The sequence below is a fragment of the Microbacterium sp. NPDC089987 genome (assembly GCF_044748505.1).
Lineage (GTDB): Bacteria > Actinomycetota > Actinomycetes > Actinomycetales > Microbacteriaceae > Microbacterium.
This window is the reverse complement of the sequence record NZ_JBIVGE010000002.1, coordinates 898,500-914,877: the sequence shown is the minus strand read 5'-3', so window position 1 is coordinate 914,877 and position 16,378 is coordinate 898,500. Positions and strand designations below refer to the sequence as shown.

The 16,378-nt window shown below is 69.7% G+C and carries 15 protein-coding genes; 6 read left to right on the top strand and 9 right to left on the bottom strand.

Annotated elements, in window-relative coordinates:
• Window positions 1-78: 78 nt before the first annotated feature.
• Window positions 79-1,437 (bottom strand): 4-aminobutyrate--2-oxoglutarate transaminase, encoded by a 1,359-nt coding sequence (gene gabT, locus ACIPV2_RS12105; protein WP_400841566.1) that lies wholly within the window; start codon window positions 1,435-1,437, stop codon window positions 79-81.
• A gap of 99 nt (window positions 1,438-1,536) precedes the next feature.
• Between gabT and ACIPV2_RS12100 the strand changes: the two genes are divergently transcribed.
• Window positions 1,537-3,039 carry a PucR family transcriptional regulator ligand-binding domain-containing protein gene (locus tag ACIPV2_RS12100; RefSeq protein WP_400841564.1) on the top strand — a complete coding sequence of 501 codons (1,503 nt, stop codon included), beginning with the start codon at window positions 1,537-1,539 and terminating at the stop codon, window positions 3,037-3,039.
• A 33-nt stretch (window positions 3,040-3,072) separates the two neighbouring features.
• Here ACIPV2_RS12100 and ACIPV2_RS12095 read toward each other — a convergent pair whose 3' ends face one another.
• Both ACIPV2_RS12095 and ACIPV2_RS12090 read right to left on the bottom strand, forming a co-directional pair.
• A complete protein-coding gene (locus ACIPV2_RS12095; RefSeq protein ID WP_400841562.1) occupies window positions 3,073-3,933 on the bottom strand; it encodes a hypothetical protein in 861 nt (286 codons plus the stop codon).
• Between the two features lie 58 nt (window positions 3,934-3,991).
• Complete coding sequence (locus ACIPV2_RS12090) at window positions 3,992-5,428, bottom strand: helix-turn-helix domain-containing protein (RefSeq protein WP_400841560.1); 1,437 nt, start codon at window positions 5,426-5,428, stop codon at window positions 3,992-3,994.
• A gap of 141 nt (window positions 5,429-5,569) precedes the next feature.
• On the opposite strand from ACIPV2_RS12090, the gene aceB reads away from it, so the two are divergent.
• The 5 genes from aceB (at window position 5,570) to ACIPV2_RS12065 (ending at window position 11,174) form a co-directional block, all read left to right on the top strand.
• Entirely contained in the window at window positions 5,570-7,234 is a 1,665-nt protein-coding gene (aceB, locus tag ACIPV2_RS12085; RefSeq protein WP_400841558.1) for a malate synthase A, read from the top strand.
• A 23-nt stretch (window positions 7,235-7,257) separates the two neighbouring features.
• On the top strand, window positions 7,258-8,853 hold the full coding sequence (locus ACIPV2_RS12080; protein WP_400841556.1) for an isocitrate lyase: 1,596 nt from the start codon (window positions 7,258-7,260) through the stop codon (window positions 8,851-8,853).
• A gap of 91 nt (window positions 8,854-8,944) precedes the next feature.
• Entirely contained in the window at window positions 8,945-9,409 is a 465-nt protein-coding gene (rraA, locus tag ACIPV2_RS12075) for a ribonuclease E activity regulator RraA (RefSeq protein ID WP_400841554.1), read from the top strand.
• A 39-nt stretch (window positions 9,410-9,448) separates the two neighbouring features.
• Complete coding sequence (locus tag ACIPV2_RS12070) at window positions 9,449-9,892, top strand: hypothetical protein (RefSeq protein ID WP_400841552.1); 444 nt, start codon at window positions 9,449-9,451, stop codon at window positions 9,890-9,892.
• A gap of 64 nt (window positions 9,893-9,956) precedes the next feature.
• Window positions 9,957-11,174: a pyridoxal phosphate-dependent aminotransferase gene (locus tag ACIPV2_RS12065; protein ID WP_400841550.1), complete on the top strand. Its 1,218-nt coding sequence runs from the start codon at window positions 9,957-9,959 to the stop codon at window positions 11,172-11,174.
• Window positions 11,175-11,342: 168 nt separating this feature from the next.
• On the opposite strand, the gene ACIPV2_RS12060 is transcribed toward ACIPV2_RS12065, so the two are convergent.
• The 6 genes from ACIPV2_RS12060 to ACIPV2_RS12035 all read right to left on the bottom strand — a co-directional run bounded on the left by ACIPV2_RS12060 (window position 11,343) and on the right by ACIPV2_RS12035 (window position 16,378).
• The gene (locus ACIPV2_RS12060; RefSeq protein WP_400841822.1) at window positions 11,343-12,479 is read right to left on the bottom strand and encodes a UDP-N-acetylmuramate dehydrogenase; all 1,137 of its coding nucleotides are present in this window, start codon (window positions 12,477-12,479) and stop codon (window positions 11,343-11,345) included.
• A gap of 16 nt (window positions 12,480-12,495) precedes the next feature.
• Window positions 12,496-12,897: a MaoC/PaaZ C-terminal domain-containing protein gene (locus ACIPV2_RS12055; RefSeq protein ID WP_400841548.1), complete on the bottom strand. Its 402-nt coding sequence runs from the start codon at window positions 12,895-12,897 to the stop codon at window positions 12,496-12,498.
• A complete protein-coding gene (locus ACIPV2_RS12050) occupies window positions 12,897-13,358 on the bottom strand; it encodes a MaoC family dehydratase N-terminal domain-containing protein (RefSeq protein WP_400841546.1) in 462 nt (153 codons plus the stop codon). The genes ACIPV2_RS12055 and ACIPV2_RS12050 overlap by 1 nt, the downstream gene beginning before the upstream one ends.
• A 59-nt stretch (window positions 13,359-13,417) precedes the next feature.
• On the bottom strand, window positions 13,418-14,215 hold the full coding sequence (locus ACIPV2_RS12045) for a sulfite exporter TauE/SafE family protein (protein ID WP_400841545.1): 798 nt from the start codon (window positions 14,213-14,215) through the stop codon (window positions 13,418-13,420).
• A 70-nt stretch (window positions 14,216-14,285) separates the two neighbouring features.
• Complete coding sequence (locus ACIPV2_RS12040; RefSeq protein WP_400841543.1) at window positions 14,286-15,833, bottom strand: tripartite tricarboxylate transporter permease; 1,548 nt, start codon at window positions 15,831-15,833, stop codon at window positions 14,286-14,288.
• Entirely contained in the window at window positions 15,833-16,378 is a 546-nt protein-coding gene (locus ACIPV2_RS12035) for a tripartite tricarboxylate transporter TctB family protein (RefSeq protein ID WP_400841541.1), read from the bottom strand. Before ACIPV2_RS12035 ends, ACIPV2_RS12040 begins: the two co-directional genes overlap by 1 nt.

The window sequence follows — 16,378 nt, the reverse complement described above, 5'->3', positions numbered from 1 at the left end:
TCCTTTGATGCGGAATGTGTGTCGAATATGTGTCGGCCGCGACCCCTGATCCCCCGACCAGGGTCGCGGCCGACCGTCTCAGGCGCGCTCGAGCGCGGTGGCGAGGACGTCGATGCCCTCGTTCAGCAGGTCGTCGCCGATCGACAGCGGCGGCAGGAAGCGGATGACGTTGCCGAACGTTCCGCAGGTGAGGATGATGACGCCCTCGGCCACGCAGGCCTTGGCGACGGCTGCGGTCAGCGCGGCATCCGGAGCACCCGTCTCGGGGGCGACGAACTCGACCGCGATCATGGCGCCGTGACCGCGGATGTCACCCAGGCGGGGGTCGTTCTCGCGGATCGCGCGGAGGCGCTCGGTGAGCACCGCGCCGATCTGCTGGGCACGCTCTACGAGCCCGTCGTTCTCGAACGCGTCGATCGCGGCGATCGCGGCGGCGCAGGCGATCGGGTTGCCGCCGTAGGTGCCCCCGAGGCCGCCGGCGTGAGCCGCGTCCATGATCTCGGCGCGGCCGGTGACGCCGGCGAGCGGCAGGCCCGCGGCGATGCCCTTGGCGGTGGTGATGAGGTCGGGCTCGATGCCGAAGATCTCGCTGGCGAACATCGCGCCCGTGCGGGCGAATCCGGTCTGCACCTCGTCGGCGATGAAGACCACGCCGTTGTCGCGGCACCAGGCCACGACCGCGTCGAGGAAGCCGTCGGCGGGGACGATGAAGCCGCCCTCGCCCTGAATGGGCTCGATGATGACGGCGGCCAGGCTGTCGGCGCCGATCTGCTTCTCGATGAGCGTGATGGCTCGCTTCGCAGCCTCCGCGCCGGTCAGCCCGTCGCGGTACGGGTACGAGCCGGGCACCCGGTAGACCTCGGGGGCGAACGGACCGAAGCCGGCCTTGTAGGGCATCGACTTGGCGGTGAGCGCCATGGTGAGGTTGGTGCGTCCGTGGTAGCCGTGATCGAAGGCGACGACGGCCTGGCGACCGGTGTGCTTGCGGGCGATCTTGATGGCGTTCTCGACGGCCTCGGCGCCGGAGTTGAACAGGGCCGTCTTCTTCGCGAAGTCACCGGGGGCGAGGCGGTTCAGGGCCTCGGCCACATCCACGTACGACTCGTACGGCGAGACCATGAAGCAGGTGTGCGTGAACTGCGCGGCCTGGGCGGCGACGGCGGCGGCGACCTTGGGGTGCGCGTTCCCGACGCTCGTCACGGCGATACCGGAGCCGAGGTCGATGAGCGAGTTGCCGTCGGCATCGACGACGACACCGCCGCCGGCGGCCACGACGGAGACGGGCATGGAGTGCGCGACGCCCGCGGCGACCGCGTCGGCCTTGCGGGCGAGGATCGCGGCGGAGCGGGGCCCGGGCAGCTCGGTGACGACACGACGGACCTGCTCGAGGGTCGGTCCGCCTGCAGGAATCGTGGAGGTCTCGTCGATGAGGGTCATGAGGCGAGGCTACGACCCGTATCCGTCCGACGCATTCGCCGAGTTGTACACTTGCCGGAGCAGCTTCGCCATTCTGTACAACCCCTCAAGGACCAGAGCGTGGACATCGCCACCACCCCGACCTTGCGCACTCTGCTCGGGCACGCCGAGTTGCGCCTCAGCCTCCTCTCCCCCGAGACCTCACTCGCCGACGGCGCGCTCGATCTGCCGGTGCGCTGGGTGCACAATTCCGATCTCGTCGACCCGACGCCCTTCCTCGCCGACGATCTCGTGCTGCTCACGACCGGCAGCCAGTTCGCCGACAGCGACGCACCGGGCGCCACGGCGTACGTCGACCGCCTGGTGCGACGCGGCGTGCTGGCGCTCGGATTCGGGTCGGGCGTTCACCGCCTCGGGCCGTCCGACGAGCTCATCGCCGCCTGCGCCGACGCCGGGCTCGCGCTGTTCGACGTGCCGTACGACATCCCCTTCCTCGCCATCGCCCGCGCGCACGCCGAGGCGATGGCCACGCACGCTTACGCCCGGCGCTCGTGGGCGCTCGAGGTGCAGCGCGCGCTGGCCGTGGCGGCCCTGCGTCCCCGGGGCCTCGAGGCGACCCTCGCCGAGCTCGCCCGCCGCCTCGGCTGCTGGGTGGGACTCTTCGACTCGAGCGGGGCGATCGCGCAGCAGCATCCGGCCGCTCTCGACGGCGACGCTGACGCCGTCGCGGATGCTGTGGCCGAGATGCTCGCGAGGGGAACGACCGCGAGCCGGTCTCTCGACGCCGGCGAGCACACGGTCACGCTGTTCACGTTCGGCCGCACGGGTCAGCTGAAGGGTGTGATCGGGGTGGACCTCAGCGTCATCGACGCGGAGGCGCGAGGAATCATCACCACGGCCATCGCCATGGCCGGCCTGTCGCTCGAGCAGAGCGAGCAGCTCGCGCGCGGCCGCAGGCGCATGCACACCCAGCTGCTCGCGTCGCTGCGCACCGACGAACCGGAACTCGCCCGGCGCACGCTCGGCGCACTGCCGCCGGCGCCGATGATCGTCGCGAACGCGGACGCCGGGCCCGTCGACGCGATGGTGGGCTGGTTCGAGCGACAGCGTGCGGTCGGCGGCACCGTGTCGTTCGTGGCGGAGGATGCCGACGGGCTGACGATCTGCCTCGGGGCGGCATCGCGAGGCCTGCTCGATCAGGTCGCCGAGCGATTCGGCATCCGGATCGGCGTCTCAGCGCCCGCCGGGTACGGCGAGTTCTCCCACGCGCACGCGCAGGCGATGACCGCGCTGCGGCGATCGGGCGGCGACCGGGTGATCGAATACCTCGACGTCGCGTCAGGTGGTGTGCTCGACGCGGTCGTGTCGGCCGAGACGCGCACCCTGGCCCGCACGAGGCTCGCGCCGCTGCGCGCGCACGACGCGACGACCGGCGCCGACCTGGAGCGCACCCTGCGGGTCTGGCTCGAGCACGACACCCGTTCCGAGCAGACCGCGGCGGCGCTGGGCATCCATCGGCACACTCTGCGTGCACGGATCGCCCAGGCCGCGTCGCTTCTCGGCGCTGACCTCGGCTCGTTCCCGGCGCGAGCTGAGCTCTGGGCGACCCTTCGCGCCGGGTGACGCCGCACGTGGCGGGAGGGCGCTCGGTCGCGGCTAGCCGCGCTCGCCACCCGCGGCAGCGACCCGGCCTCGCGCGAAGAGCACCTGCACGCAGCCCCACGCCATCGCCGCGACACCGAGCACCACCAGCACGACCCCGACGAGCCACACCGCGTCGTCCCACGGGACGTAGCCGTGGGACACCGCGTCGAGGAACCGGCCGAGGTCCTCGGGGAATTCGACGAGGCTGCCACCGTCGCCGAACGTCCAGAATCCGACCCCGAGAGTCATCGATCCGAGCCCGACGAACACGAAGGCGGTCGCGGCACCGCGCCGTCCCTGTTCGACCTTCTCCAGGTGCGAGCCCTCGGCCGCGATGCGCGGAGCGCGCAGCGAGAGCACCGGCATCACGATGATCAGCAGCACCGCGAGCGGCGCGCACGTGCCGATCACGTAGCCGGCGACAGGCACGAGGCCGAGCTGCGCACCGATGCCCTCGCTCCACCAGTAGTGGAATCCGCCGTTCGCTGAACTGGCGTCGTCGATCGTCTGCCGTACGCCGGGGAACGCGACGGCGATCGCCTGGACCACCCCGACCGGCACTGCGACGAACAGCGGGGCGACGAAGCACGCTGTCACGAGCCGCCGGAGCACGGGGCCGATCTCCGACAACGGCTTCCAGGCGATCTCGAGCATGCACCAGCCGGCGTACGCGGCAGGGGCTGCGACAGGCAGCATGCCCCAGGGGCGCTCGCCGTCGGCATCGGCCAGGGTGTCGAACACGGCCCAGACTCCGGCGGCGATTGCGGCGATCAGGACGACGAGGTTCGCGCCGGTGAGCATCGCCCGCAGATCGCTGCGGAAGGGGTGCGGGTCCTCGATCGGCTCCTCTATCGGTCTGCTGCGCTCGTCCACGCGGTTCCTCCCCGACATCACGACGCCCACACTACCCAGATGCACCCGCACCGCCGGCTCAGCGCGGCGCGTGCGCCTCGAGGAACTCGTAGACATCGGTCGTGTCGACGCCGGGGAACGACCCCGTCGGCAGGGTGGCCAGCAGCGTGCGCGGGGTGCGCACATTGGGCCACGCCTGTTCGCGCCAGCGCTGCTCGAGCTCAGCGGGAGCACGCCGGCAGCAGGTCTCGACCGAGTGCTTCGACACTCCCCGGTTGGGAGTGTCGCGCCCGACGAACCACTTCGTGTCGTCGAAGCGCACCCCGACACTCACCGAGTGCAGTCCCTCGCTGGACGGCTCGACGCGGGCGGTGCACCAGTAGGTTCCGTTGCCGGTGTCGGTGTACTGGTAGTACGGGTTGAAGCGGTCGTCGACGTCGAAGACCTCGCGGCTCGTCCACCGGCGGCAGCACATCTGCCCCTCGATCGAGCCGAGGCGGTCGGTCGGGAAGTTCACGTCGTCGTTCTCGTACGCCTTGGTGATGGTGCCCGACTCGTGCACCTTGAGGAAGTGCACCGGGATGCCCAGGTGCCGCGTCGCGAGATTGGTGAACCGGTGCGCTGCCGTCTCGTATGAGACCGAGTAGGCATCGCGCACGTCTTCGACCGAGATGGCGCGGCGCTGCTTGGCATCCTGCAGCACCGGCACGACGTGCGCCTCGGGCACGAGCAGCGCGCCGGTCAGATAGTTCGTCTCGACCCGCTGGCGCAGGAACTCCGCGTAGCTGCGGGGCTCGGAGTGTCCGAGGATGCGGCTCGACAGCGCCTGCAGCACGGCGGTGCGCGCATCGCCCTTGGCCGGCACGCTGCTCGAGAGGTACAGGCGGCCGTGCGCGAGATCGGCGACGCTGCGCGTGGACTGCGGCAGGTCGGGCGCGTAGTGCAGCGTGAAGCCGAGGTGCGCGGCGATCTCCGACGCGGTGCGCTGAGTGAGCGGTCCGCCCGGGTGGCCCACGGCGTCGAGGATCCCGCGCGCCTGCGCCTCGAGATCGGCGAAGTAGTTGTCCTGCCTGCGCATCAGGTGGCGCAGCTCGAGATTGGCGCGGCGCGCCTCCTCCGGGGTCGCGGAGCGCTCGTCGCGCAGGCGCTCGATCTCGCCGTGCAGGGCGAGCATCGCGTCGATCGCGTCGTCGGAGAGCGCTTTGCCGATCCGAAACGACGGGATGCCGAGGGCCTGGAACGTCTGGCCCTTCATGGCGCGCTCGAGGGCGATCTCGCGGGTCGCGCGCGCGTCGAGCGGCTCACCCTCGAGCAGGCCGTCGAGGGTGGTGCCGAGCACCTTGGCGATCGTCTGCAGCAGGGTGAGTTTGGGCTCGCGCTTGCCCGTCTCGAACATCGACACCTGGCTCGGCGCGCGGTCGATGCGGGAGGCGAGCTCTTCGAGCGTCATCCCTCGTGCGGTGCGCAGCTGGCGGATGCGCCGGCCGATCGTGAGCGCGTCGGATTCGTCAGACATGCACGCAGTCTGTCACAGCAGCAGAAATTCGGCAGAACTTCTCCCCTGCATTGGCGATTCCGCATGCCGTTCTTCACCCACAGTGGATCTCGCACCACCCCGGCCACGAGGCCGACCGGACACTCACGGAGGAGACAGATCATGAGCATTCCCACTGCGACCGCACCGACGCGCACCGTCACCGCAGCCGTCTCCGCCGGACTCGGTCCGACGCTGCGCATCACCGGGCCCCGGCTCGACCGTCAGGACGAGATCCTGACCACCGAGGCGATCGCGTTCCTGACCGAGCTGCACCACCGCTTCGGCGGCCGCCGTCATGACCGTCTGGCCGATCGGATGCGCCGCCGATTCGAGATCGGCAACGGCCACGACCCGCGCTTCCGCGAGGACACCGCCCACATCCGCGACGACGCCGACTGGCGGGTCGCCGGGGCCGGCCCCGGCCTCGAGGATCGCCGCGTCGAGATCACCGGGCCGACCGACCCGAAGATGACCATCAACGCCCTCAACTCCGGCGCCAACGTGTGGCTCGCCGACCTCGAGGACGCGACCAGCCCGACCTGGCGCAACATCATCGGCGGCCAGCTCTCGCTGCGCGACGCGATCCGGGGCGAGCTGACCCACACGAGCGCCGACGGCCGCGAATACCGCGTCACCGCCGAGCAGACCCCCACCGTCGTGATGCGCCCGCGCGGCTGGCACCTGACCGAGAAGCACATCGAGTTCACCGACCGCTCAGGCCGCCGGCTCCCGGCATCCGCATCCCTGACCGACTTCGGGCTGTACTTCTTCCACAACGCGCAGGCGCTGATCGACGCGGGCCGAGGCCCCTACTTCTACGTCGCCAAGCTCGAGTCGCGCGAAGAGGCGAGGCTGTGGAACGACGTCTTCTCGTTCAGCGAGGAGTACATGGGCATCCCGCGCGGCAGCATCCGTGCGACGGTGCTGATCGAGACCCTGCCCGCCGCCTTCGAGATGGACGAGATCCTCTACGAGCTGCGCGACCACTGCGCCGGCCTCAACGCCGGCCGCTGGGACTACATCTTCTCGATCATCAAGAACTACCGCGGGCGCGGCGCGCGATTCGCGCTGCCCGACCGCAGCGAGGTCACCATGACGGTGCCGTTCATGCGGGCGTACACCGAGCTGCTCGTGCAGACCTGTCACAAGCGCGGCGCGCACGCGATCGGCGGGATGAGCGCGTTCATCCCGAACCGGCGCGACGCCGCGGCAACCGAGCGCGCACTGGAGAAGGTCGCCGCAGACAAGCGACGCGAGGCCGCCGACGGATTCGACGGCACCTGGGTCGCGCACCCCGACCTCGTACCGACAGCAAGGGCGGAGTTCGACGCGGTGCTCGGAGAGCGCCCGCACCAGCTCGACCGCCAGCGCGACGACGTGCAGGTGACCGCAGCGCAGCTGCTCGACCTGCGCATCGGCCGGCCGGTGACCGACGCCGGCGTCCGCGAGAACGTGTCGGTGGCGATCCGCTACCTGGAGGCATGGCTGCGCGGGCAGGGGGCGGTCGCCATCGACGGCCTGATGGAAGACGCGGCGACCGCTGAGATCAGCCGCTCGCAGGTGTGGCAGTGGATCCACCAGGACCGCCGCACCGACGAGGGCACCGAGATCACCGTCGAGCACATCGAGCGGATGATCGGCGAGGTGCTCGCCGCGGCTCCGCGTCACCAGGGCGACCGCTTCGACGACGCCGCCGAACTCTTCCGCGAGGTCACGCTGCAACCCGAGTTCCCCGCGTTCCTCACCCTGCCGGCGTACTCCCGCTACCTGACCGACAACGACTGACCACACCACACGAAGGACATGCCATGACCCGCTACCAGGAAGACATCGACGCCATCCGGCAGCTCACGCACGCGCAGGGCTCCGGCTGGGCTGCCATCGACCCCGAGTCGGCCGCGCGCATGCGCGCACAGAACCGATTCCGCACCGGGCTGGAGATCGCCCAGTACACGGCCGACATCATGCGCCGCGACATGCAGGAGTACGACACCGACTCGTCGGCCTTCACCCAGTCGCTCGGCGTCTGGCACGGCTTCATCGGCCAGCAGAAGATGATCTCGATCAAGAAGCACCTGAAGTCGACGAACAAGCGCTACCTGTACCTCTCCGGATGGATGGTCGCCGCCCTCCGCTCCGAGTTCGGGCCGCTGCCCGATCAGTCGATGCACGAGAAGACCGCGGTTCCCGCGCTGATCGAAGAGCTGTACACGTTCCTCCGGCAGGCGGATGCCCGTGAGCTCGACCTCCTGTTCACCCAGCTCGACGAAGCACGGGCAGCGGGCGACGACACCGCCGCGGAGTTCATCCAGTCGCAGATCGACGGCTACGAGACGCACGTCGTGCCGATCATCGCCGACATCGACGCCGGTTTCGGCAACCCGGAGGCGACATACCTGCTCGCGAAGAAGATGATCGAGGCGGGCGCCTGCGCCATCCAGATCGAGAACCAGGTGTCGGACGAGAAGCAGTGCGGTCACCAGGACGGCAAGGTCACCGTGCCGCACGAGGACTTCCTCGCGAAGATCAACGCCGTGCGCTACGCATTCCTCGAGCTCGGCATCGACAACGGCATCATCGTGGCCCGCACCGACTCCCTTGGCGCCGGCCTCACCCAGAAGATCGCCGTCTCGCGTCAGCCGGGCGACCTGGGCGACCAGTACAACTCCTTCCTCGACGTGGAGGAGATCGCTCCCGCCGACCTCGGCGACGGCGATGTCGTGATCCAGCGCGACGGCAGACTGCTGCGCCCGAAGCGCCTCGCCAGCAACCTGTACCAGTTCCGCCCGGGCACCGGCGTCGACCGCGTCGTGCTCGACTGCATCACCTCGCTGCAGCACGGCGCCGATCTGCTGTGGATCGAGACCGAGAAGCCGCACGTCGAGCAGATCGCCGGGATGGTCGACCGCATCCGCGAGGCGGTCCCGAACGCGAAGCTGGTCTACAACAACAGCCCGTCGTTCAACTGGACGCTGAACTTCCGCCAGCAGGCGTACGACCTGCTCGCCGAGCGGGGTGAAGACGTCTCCGCGTACGACCGCGAACGGCTGATGAGCGTCGAGTACGACGACACCGAGCTCGCCGCGCTGGCCGACGAGAGGATCCGCACCTTCCAGCGCGACGGCTCGGCGCGGGCCGGGATCTTCCACCACCTCATCACCCTGCCGACGTACCACACGGCCGCACTGTCGACCGATGACCTCGCAAAGGGCTACTTCGGCGACGAGGGCATGCTCGCGTACGTGAAGGGCGTGCAGCGCCGCGAGATCCGCGGCGGCATCGCCACCGTCAAGCACCAGAACATGGCCGGCTCCGACCTGGGCGACAACCACAAGGAGTACTTCGCCGGCGAGGCCGCGCTGAAGGCCGGCGGCCAGCACAACACCATGAACCAGTTCAGCTGACCGCCCTTCGACGGGCTCAGGGTCCCAAAATGGGACGCTGAGCCTGTCGAAGCGCATCCGCCCCCATTCCCCCACCTCATAGGATCTGACCATGACCTCCACCGCCGACCTCTACGACGTGCACGGCGACGACCTGCAGTCGCTGCCCCTGCAGCTGCGCTCGTTCGGAGGGTTCACCTCCTTCGAGGGTCCGGTCCGCACTGTCCGCTGCTTCCAGGACAACGCGCTGCTGAAGTCGGTTCTCTCCTCCCCCGGCGAGGGCGCCGTGCTCGTCGTCGACGGCGACGGCTCCTACGGCACCGCGCTGATGGGCGACATGATCGCGCAGCTCGCGATCGACAGCGGCTGGGCGGGCGTCGTCATCCACGGCTGCATCCGCGACAGCGTCGCCATCGGACGGATGCCGCTGGGAGTGAAGGCGCTCGGCACCAACCCGCGCAAGAGCGGCAAGCAGGGCACCGGTGAGGCCGACGTCGTCGTCGAGTTCGGCGGCGTGGTCTTCCGCCCCGGCGCGCGTCTGTACGCCGACGAGGACGGTGTGCTCGTCGAACGCTGATCCGGCCCGCACGGCACCGCGCGGGCGTACCCTGGTCGCATGAGCGGGACCACCATCGGATCACGGACGCCGCAGGACGACCTGGCGCGCGAGTTCCTGCACAACTACAGCCGAGGCGCACGACTGCTGGCCGTCGCTGCGACGGACCCCGCGCGCTCCGCCGACTTCGCCGACATGCTCGCGGCGGCTCTGCGCACGCAGGGCGTCGTCACTGGCGTCGTCGCTCAGGGTGGTCGCGGCGAGAGCGAACTGCGAAGCGAGGTGGTCGCGCCGATGCGGGATGCCGGAGTGGACGCCGTGACCATCGTCTGCGGCGACACGTCGCTGCTCGCCGAGCGCACCCGGTGGATGTGGCACTCGAGCATCTGGCTCGCCGCCGGTGGCGAGATGGCGAACACGGATGCGGATGCGATCGTCGACATCACCGATCCACAGCATCCGACCCGCCGCTTCGCCGACTTCTGCCAGTGCGACGTCGGCTGAGCCGACCGCAGCAGAGGGTTCGGGCCGGTGTCGTCGCGACGGTCGCCCGAGTACGATCGGAGTCGTGACCGAACGCGCCCCCCTCTCTAGCAAACTGTCCGCCATCGCCGAGTCCGCCACGCTGAAGGTGGATGCCAAGGCCAAGGCCCTCAAGGCCGAGGGCAAGCCCGTGATCTCGTACGCCGCCGGCGAGCCCGACTTCGCGACGCCGCAGTTCATCGTCGATGCGGCGGCGAAGGCTCTCGCTGATCCGGCCAACTACCGCTACACCCCCGCTGCGGGTCTTCCCGAGCTGCGCGAGGCGATCGCCGCGAAGACGCTGCGCGACTCGGGTCTCGAGGTCGCGCCGTCGCAGGTCATCGTCACCAACGGCGGCAAGCAGTCGGTGTATCAGGCCTTCCAGGCGGTCGTGAACCCGGGCGACGAGGTGCTGCTGCCCGCGCCGTACTGGACCACGTATCCCGAGGCGATCCAGCTGGCCGATGGCGTGCCGGTCGAGGTCTTCGCCGGCGCTGACCAGGAGTACAAGGTCACCGTCGAGCAGCTCGAGGCCGCGCGCACCGAGCGCACCACCGTGCTCGTGTTCGTCTCGCCGTCGAACCCGACCGGCTCGGTCTACACGGCCGAGGAGACGAAGGCGATCGCCGAGTGGGCCCTCGAGCACGGCATCTGGGTGATCAGCGATGAGATCTACCAGAACCTCACGTATGAGGGGGTCAAGGCCACCTCGATCGTCGAGGCGCTGCCCGCCATCGCGAACCAGACCATCCTCGTCAACGGCGTCGCGAAGACCTACGCGATGACCGGGTGGCGGGTCGGCTGGATGGTGGGACCGGCGGATGCCATCAAGGTCGCCGCCAACCTGCAGTCGCACCTGTCGAGCAACGTCAACAACGTCGCCCAGCGCGGCGCGATCGCCGCTCTGAACGGTCCGCAGGACGAGGCCGAGAAGATGCGCGAGGCCTTCGACCGCCGTCGCCGGCTCATCGTGGCAGAGCTGTCGAAGATCGACGGCATGGTGGTGCCCACCCCGACCGGCGCGTTCTACGTGTACCCCGACGTACAGGGTCTGCTCGGTCGCACCTGGACTCGCCGCGACGGCAGCACGGTGACCCCGATGACCTCGCTCGAGCTCGCCGACTTCATCCTCGATGAGGCCGAGGTCGCGGTCGTGCCCGGCGAGGCCTTCGGACCGTCCGGCTACCTGCGCCTGTCGTACGCCCTGGGAGATGACCAGCTGCTGGAGGGCGTGCAGCGCCTGCAGCGCCTGTTCTCGGCCTGACGTCCGGCCGCTCATCCGTCCACGCCCCCTCCTGTCGTCGGCGCCCCCTCTGATCTACGCGATTCAGAGGGGGCGCCGATGCTCAGAGGGGGCGCCGATGTGTGAGGCCTATCGGCGTCAGCGCTTGTGCCCGATCAGCCAGGGCACGCCGTGGCGGTCGACGAGCGTCTACAGGTCGACGCCGACGAGCACCGGCTCCGGCTGCAGCAGCAGACCGAACTCGGAGTGCACCCGGCTCTGGATGAACCGGGCCAGCTCGCTCAGCTCGGCGGCGCTCGCCCCGCCACGGTTCGTGAGCGCGAGCGCGTGCTTGGTCGAGAGTCCCGCGCGCGACTGCGGCAGACGGAAGCCCTTGCGGATGCCCGAGTTCTCGATCAGCCAGGCGGCGCTGACCTTGACCATCCCGATCGGCTTGTCCTCACGCGGCGTGAGGCCGTAGTACGAGTCCAGCGGGATGACGGTGACCGAGTCGAGGTCGGGCTCGACGGGCCAGCGGGGGCACTCCGGCGGCAGCGTCCGCGCGACCGGCTCGGGAACGATCGCGTTCTGGAAGAACGACCCGGCGCTCCACGTGTCGGAGTCGTCGGCGTCGAGCAGCATGCCCTTGGCGGCCCTCGTCTCGAGGATCCGCGAGCGCACCCACGCGAGCGGAACGGGCTCGTAGTCCTCGAGACCCAGCGCTCGGCGCAGCTGCTCACCGCGCACCACCCGCCCCGCATCGCCGGTGACGGCGAGGTCGAGCGTCACCGAGAGGATGACAGCGCGGCGGCCCTCTGCCTCGCCGTAGTGGTGCTTGAGCACCGAGGTGCGGAAGCCGAGTTCCAGATCCGCCGCGGGGAGCACCACCGGGGCGTCCTCGTGCTCGTCGATGAGCTCGACCTCGACGAGCGTCTCCTGGATCTCCTGACCGTACGCCCCCACGTTCTGCACGGGCGCGGCGCCGACGGTGCCCGGGATGCCGCTCATCGCCTCGATGCCGGCGTAGCCGCGTTCGACGGCGTACGCGACCAGGGCATCCCAGCTGTGTCCGGCCTGCACGCGCAGGCGGATGCGGCCGTCATGCGGCGAGGGGAGCTCTTCGAGGCCCTCGGTGAGCACGCGGATGACGGTGCCCTCGAAGGGCGCGTCGCCGATGAACAGGTTCGACCCGCCACCCAGCACGAACCAGTCGTCGCCGGTGGACCAGGCGTCCTGCAGCGCGGAGAGCAGCTGCTCGCGGGTGCCTGCCTCGAGCATCCGCTGCGGAGCGGCGCCGGTGCGCAGGGTGGTGAGCTCGCGCAGGGCGACGGGGGTGATCTCGGTCACGTCGGCGGATGCCATGTCAGAGCGCGACCCGCAGCTGGGCCTTCACGAGCACGGTCGCCTCGGCCGCCTTCACGGTGAGGTCGATGCGCGCCGTGGTCTCGTCGACCGCGCCGACCTTCGCGAAGACGTGCACATCGGCGCCCGTCTCGGCGTCGACGAGGACCGGCTTGGTGAAGCGGACGCCGTAGTCGACCACGCGCGTGTCGGCCGGAAGAGCCGAGAGCACGACCGACGAGGCGAGGCCCATGGTCAGCATCCCGTGCGCGAGCACGCCGGGAAGCCCGACGGCGACGGCCACGTCGTCGCGGTAGTGGATCGGGTTGAAGTCGCCGGATGCCCCGGCGTAGCGGACGAGGGATTCGCGGGTGAGGTGCAGCGTGCGCTCGGCGATGACATCGCCGACGGTGAACTCCGCCATCACGCGGCCTCCCCTTCGCTGTCGGAGCCGACCAGCAGCACGCTGACAGCGGTGACGACATGCTCACCTGAGGCGTCGGTGAGGCTCGCCTCGCTCGTGATCATCGCGTTGCCGCCCAGCGAGCGGATGCCCGTGACCGCCAGCCGAGCGGTGAGCTCGTCGCCGGCCACGATCGGCCGCGTGTACTGGAACCGCTGCTCGGCGTGGATCGTGCGCGCCAGGACGATGCCGGAGTCGGGCTCGGAGAGCAGCTGCTGCAGCGTGAGGTCCTGGATGACCATCGGGAAGGTGGGCGGAGCGACGAGATCGGAGTAGCCCGCGGCGCGAGCCGCCTCGACGTCGAGGTGCTGCGGGGCGTCGGCGAAGACGGCGCGGGCGAACTCGCGCACCTTCTCGCGGCCGACGAGGTACGGGGCCGTCGGCGGGAACTCCCTGCCGACCAGTTCACTGTTCACGGGCACCCGTCGATCCTACCCGGCGAGCGCTGAGCACATCCTGCCCGCCGGGCCGTGCAAACGCCTCAGCGCTCGCGCGACCGAAGAGCCTTCAGCGTCATCTGCACGGCGATCACCACGAGGTAGGCGGCGAAGAGGACGTTGCCCAGGAGCGGGTCCATCAACGTCGCGAGCCAGGCGCCGAGCGCCGTGGTCGTGCAGGCCGAAACCCCGATCAGTGCGGCCGCGATCAGGTCGACGTTGCGGTGACGGAGGTTGCCGATCGTCCCGGAGACAGCCGTCGGGATCATCATCAGCAGGGAGGTGCCCTTCGCGACGAGATCGCTCGTGCCGAATCCGAGCATCAGCACCGGGACGATGATCACTCCGCCGCCGACGCCGATCAGGCCCGCGATGACGCCCGTGAACACGCCCACGGCGATCAGCGCGAGGCCGTTGAGCCAGCCGAGCTCGAACTCGGCGGCGCGCGAGGGGATGACGAGGAACAGGCTGACGATCACGACGAGCAGGAAGGCGACGAATCCCCAGCGCAGCGCGGTCTGAGACACCCGCGGCAGCAGGCGCGAGCCTATCTGCGCACCCACGACCGCGCCGGCTGCCAGGATGAGCGCGGGAATCCACGCGACCGAACCCGACATCGCGTACGAGATCACGCCGACACTCGCGGTCGGGACGATGGCCGCCAGCGACGTGCCGGCGGAGATGCGCTGACCGAAGCTGAGCAGCACCACCAGCAGCGGCACGATGACCGTGCCTCCTCCGACGCCGAAGAGCCCCGAGAGAAGACCCGCGGTGAGGCCGATGGCGATGAAGGAGAGGTAGGCGCGGGGCCCCCGGGTGATGGCCTGGTGCTTCGCGTTCACGCAGTTCAGACTATCGCCGGTGGCCCCGCGCTCCTCATCGATGCCCTCCCGGGCATCGGGTCGGCTCTGCTCAGACCTCCTGATCAGCCTTGATCGGCACGGCGATCGACTCGGTGAGCGCCTGCTCGTAGCGCCGCTGCCGCCGTCGCAGCCACAGTCCCCCCACGACCAGTGCGGCGAGCACCGCGTACGCGGTGGCTGCGAACGGCTGCGCCACCAGGGTCGACAGATCGCCCTGGCTCAGCTGCAGAGCCTTGCGCAGGTACTCCTCGCCCATCGGCCCGAGGATCATGCCGACGACGAGCGGAGCGACCGGATACCCGTAGCGCCGCATGAAGTAGCCGAGCACACCGATGATCACGAGGATCAGGATGTCGACGACGGCGAAGTTCAGCGCATACGCCCCGAAGGCGGCGAACAGCAGGATGCCCGCGTAGAGATACGGCCGGGGGATCTGCAGCAGCTTCACCCACATCCCCACGAGAGGGAGGTTGAGCACGATGAGGATGACGTTGCCGAGGTACAGGCTGGCCACCAGCGCCCACACCAGAGCGGGCTGACTCTGGAACAGCTGCGGTCCGGGCTGCAGACCGTACGCCTGGAATGCGACGAGGATGATCGCCGCGGTCGCCGTGGTCGGCAGCCCCAGGGTCAGCAGCGGCACGAGCACGCCAGCCGCCGCCGCGTTGTTCGCCGACTCCGGGCCCGCCACGCCCTCGATCGCACCGTGGCCGAACTCCTTCTTCTGCTTCGACAGCTTGCGCTCGGTGGCGTACGAGAGGAAGGTCGCCACATCCGCGCCGCCCGCGGGGATCGTGCCGATGGGGAAGCCGATCGCGGTGCCGCGCAGCCACGGTTTCCACGAGCGCTTCCAGTCGTCCTTCGTCATCCAGCTGCGCCACCCGCCGGTGACCGGGATGACGTCGATGCCACCTTGTCGCAGGCGAGCTGCGATGTACAGCGTCTCCCCCACGGCGAACAGGCCGACCGCGACGAGCACGATGTCGATCCCGTCGGACAGGGGCAGCAGTCCCAGCGTGTAGCGCTGCTGCGCCGTGAGCGTGTCGGTGCCGACGAGGCCCAGGAAGAGCCCGACACCGAGCGAGGTCATGCCGCGCGGTACGGAGCTGCCGATCAGGGCGCCGACGGTGACGAACGCGATGACGATGAGCGCCACGTAGTCTGCGGGACCGAGGTTCACCGCGAACTGCGCCAGCACCGGTGCGAGCAGTGTGAGGCCCACCGTCGCGATGGTGCCGGCGATGAAGGAGCCGATAGCCGCTGTCGCCAGCGCCGCGGCTCCCCGGCCGAGCTTGGCCATTTTGTTGCCCTCGATCGCGGTGACGATCGAGGCGGACTCGCCGGGGGTGTTGAGCAGGATGCTGGTGGTGGAGCCGCCGTACATCCCGCCGTAGTAGATGCCCGCGAAGGTGATCAGCGCCGCCGTCGGATCGAGCGTGTAGGTCAGCGGCAGCAGCAGGGCGACGGTCATCGCCGGGCCGATGCCCGGCAGCACACCGACGGCCGTGCCGATCAGGACGCCGAAGAACGCGAAGACGAGATACTGCGGCTGCAGTGCGGTCGCGAAGCCCTCGAGAAGAAGAGTCCAGCTGTCCATCAGAACATTCCTCCCAGCCAGCCGAGTGCCGGACCCCAGGGCAGCGACAGCCCCATCAGCCCGCCGAAGACGATCTGCACGACGAGGCTCAGCGCCAAGCCGATGATGAAGGCGAGCCACCAGCGCTTGGCGCCCAGCGACCACGCGACGATGCCGAACAGCAGCGTGGCCGCCGGCGCCCACCCGATGACATCGATGAGCAGAAGGTGCGCGACGACCGCTCCCACGATCTTCGCCAGCGTGAGCCAGTCGGTCCGGGCATCGGGATCGATGTCCTCGCCCTCTTCGAGCTCCGCGCGGTTGCCGCGCAGCACCGAGACGAGCACGGCGGCTGCAGAGGCGAGCAGGACGATGGAGACGAAGATCGGGAAGATCGTGGGGCCGACCTTCACGCCGACGGGAACGTGGATCGAGAAGGCCCCGATGAGCGCGAACGCGCCGAGGGCGAGCATGAGCAGCGCGAAGACGAATTCACCGAGGGGAACCCGCTGAGCGGGCCGAGTCTCCTCGGCCCGCTCAGTCGCCCCGAGGAACGGGGTGTTCAT

Excerpts from the sequence above, each read along its gene's own strand:
- ACIPV2_RS12090 (WP_400841560.1), bottom strand. The coding sequence starts at position 5,428 with ATGTCTGACGAATCCGACGCGCTCACGATCGGCCGGCGCATCCGCCAG.
- ACIPV2_RS12040 (WP_400841543.1), bottom strand. The coding sequence starts at position 15,833 with ATGGACAGCTGGACTCTTCTTCTCGAGGGCTTCGCGACCGCACTGCAG.
- gabT (WP_400841566.1), bottom strand. The coding sequence starts at position 1,437 with ATGACCCTCATCGACGAGACCTCCACGATTCCTGCAGGCGGACCGACC.
- ACIPV2_RS12035 (WP_400841541.1), bottom strand. The coding sequence starts at position 16,378 with ATGAACACCCCGTTCCTCGGGGCGACTGAGCGGGCCGAGGAGACTCGG.
- ACIPV2_RS12070 (WP_400841552.1), top strand. The coding sequence starts at position 9,449 with ATGAGCGGGACCACCATCGGATCACGGACGCCGCAGGACGACCTGGCG.
- ACIPV2_RS12080 (WP_400841556.1), top strand. The coding sequence starts at position 7,258 with ATGACCCGCTACCAGGAAGACATCGACGCCATCCGGCAGCTCACGCAC.
- ACIPV2_RS12055 (WP_400841548.1), bottom strand. The coding sequence starts at position 12,897 with ATGGCGGAGTTCACCGTCGGCGATGTCATCGCCGAGCGCACGCTGCAC.
- rraA (WP_400841554.1), top strand. The coding sequence starts at position 8,945 with ATGACCTCCACCGCCGACCTCTACGACGTGCACGGCGACGACCTGCAG.
- aceB (WP_400841558.1), top strand. The coding sequence starts at position 5,570 with ATGAGCATTCCCACTGCGACCGCACCGACGCGCACCGTCACCGCAGCC.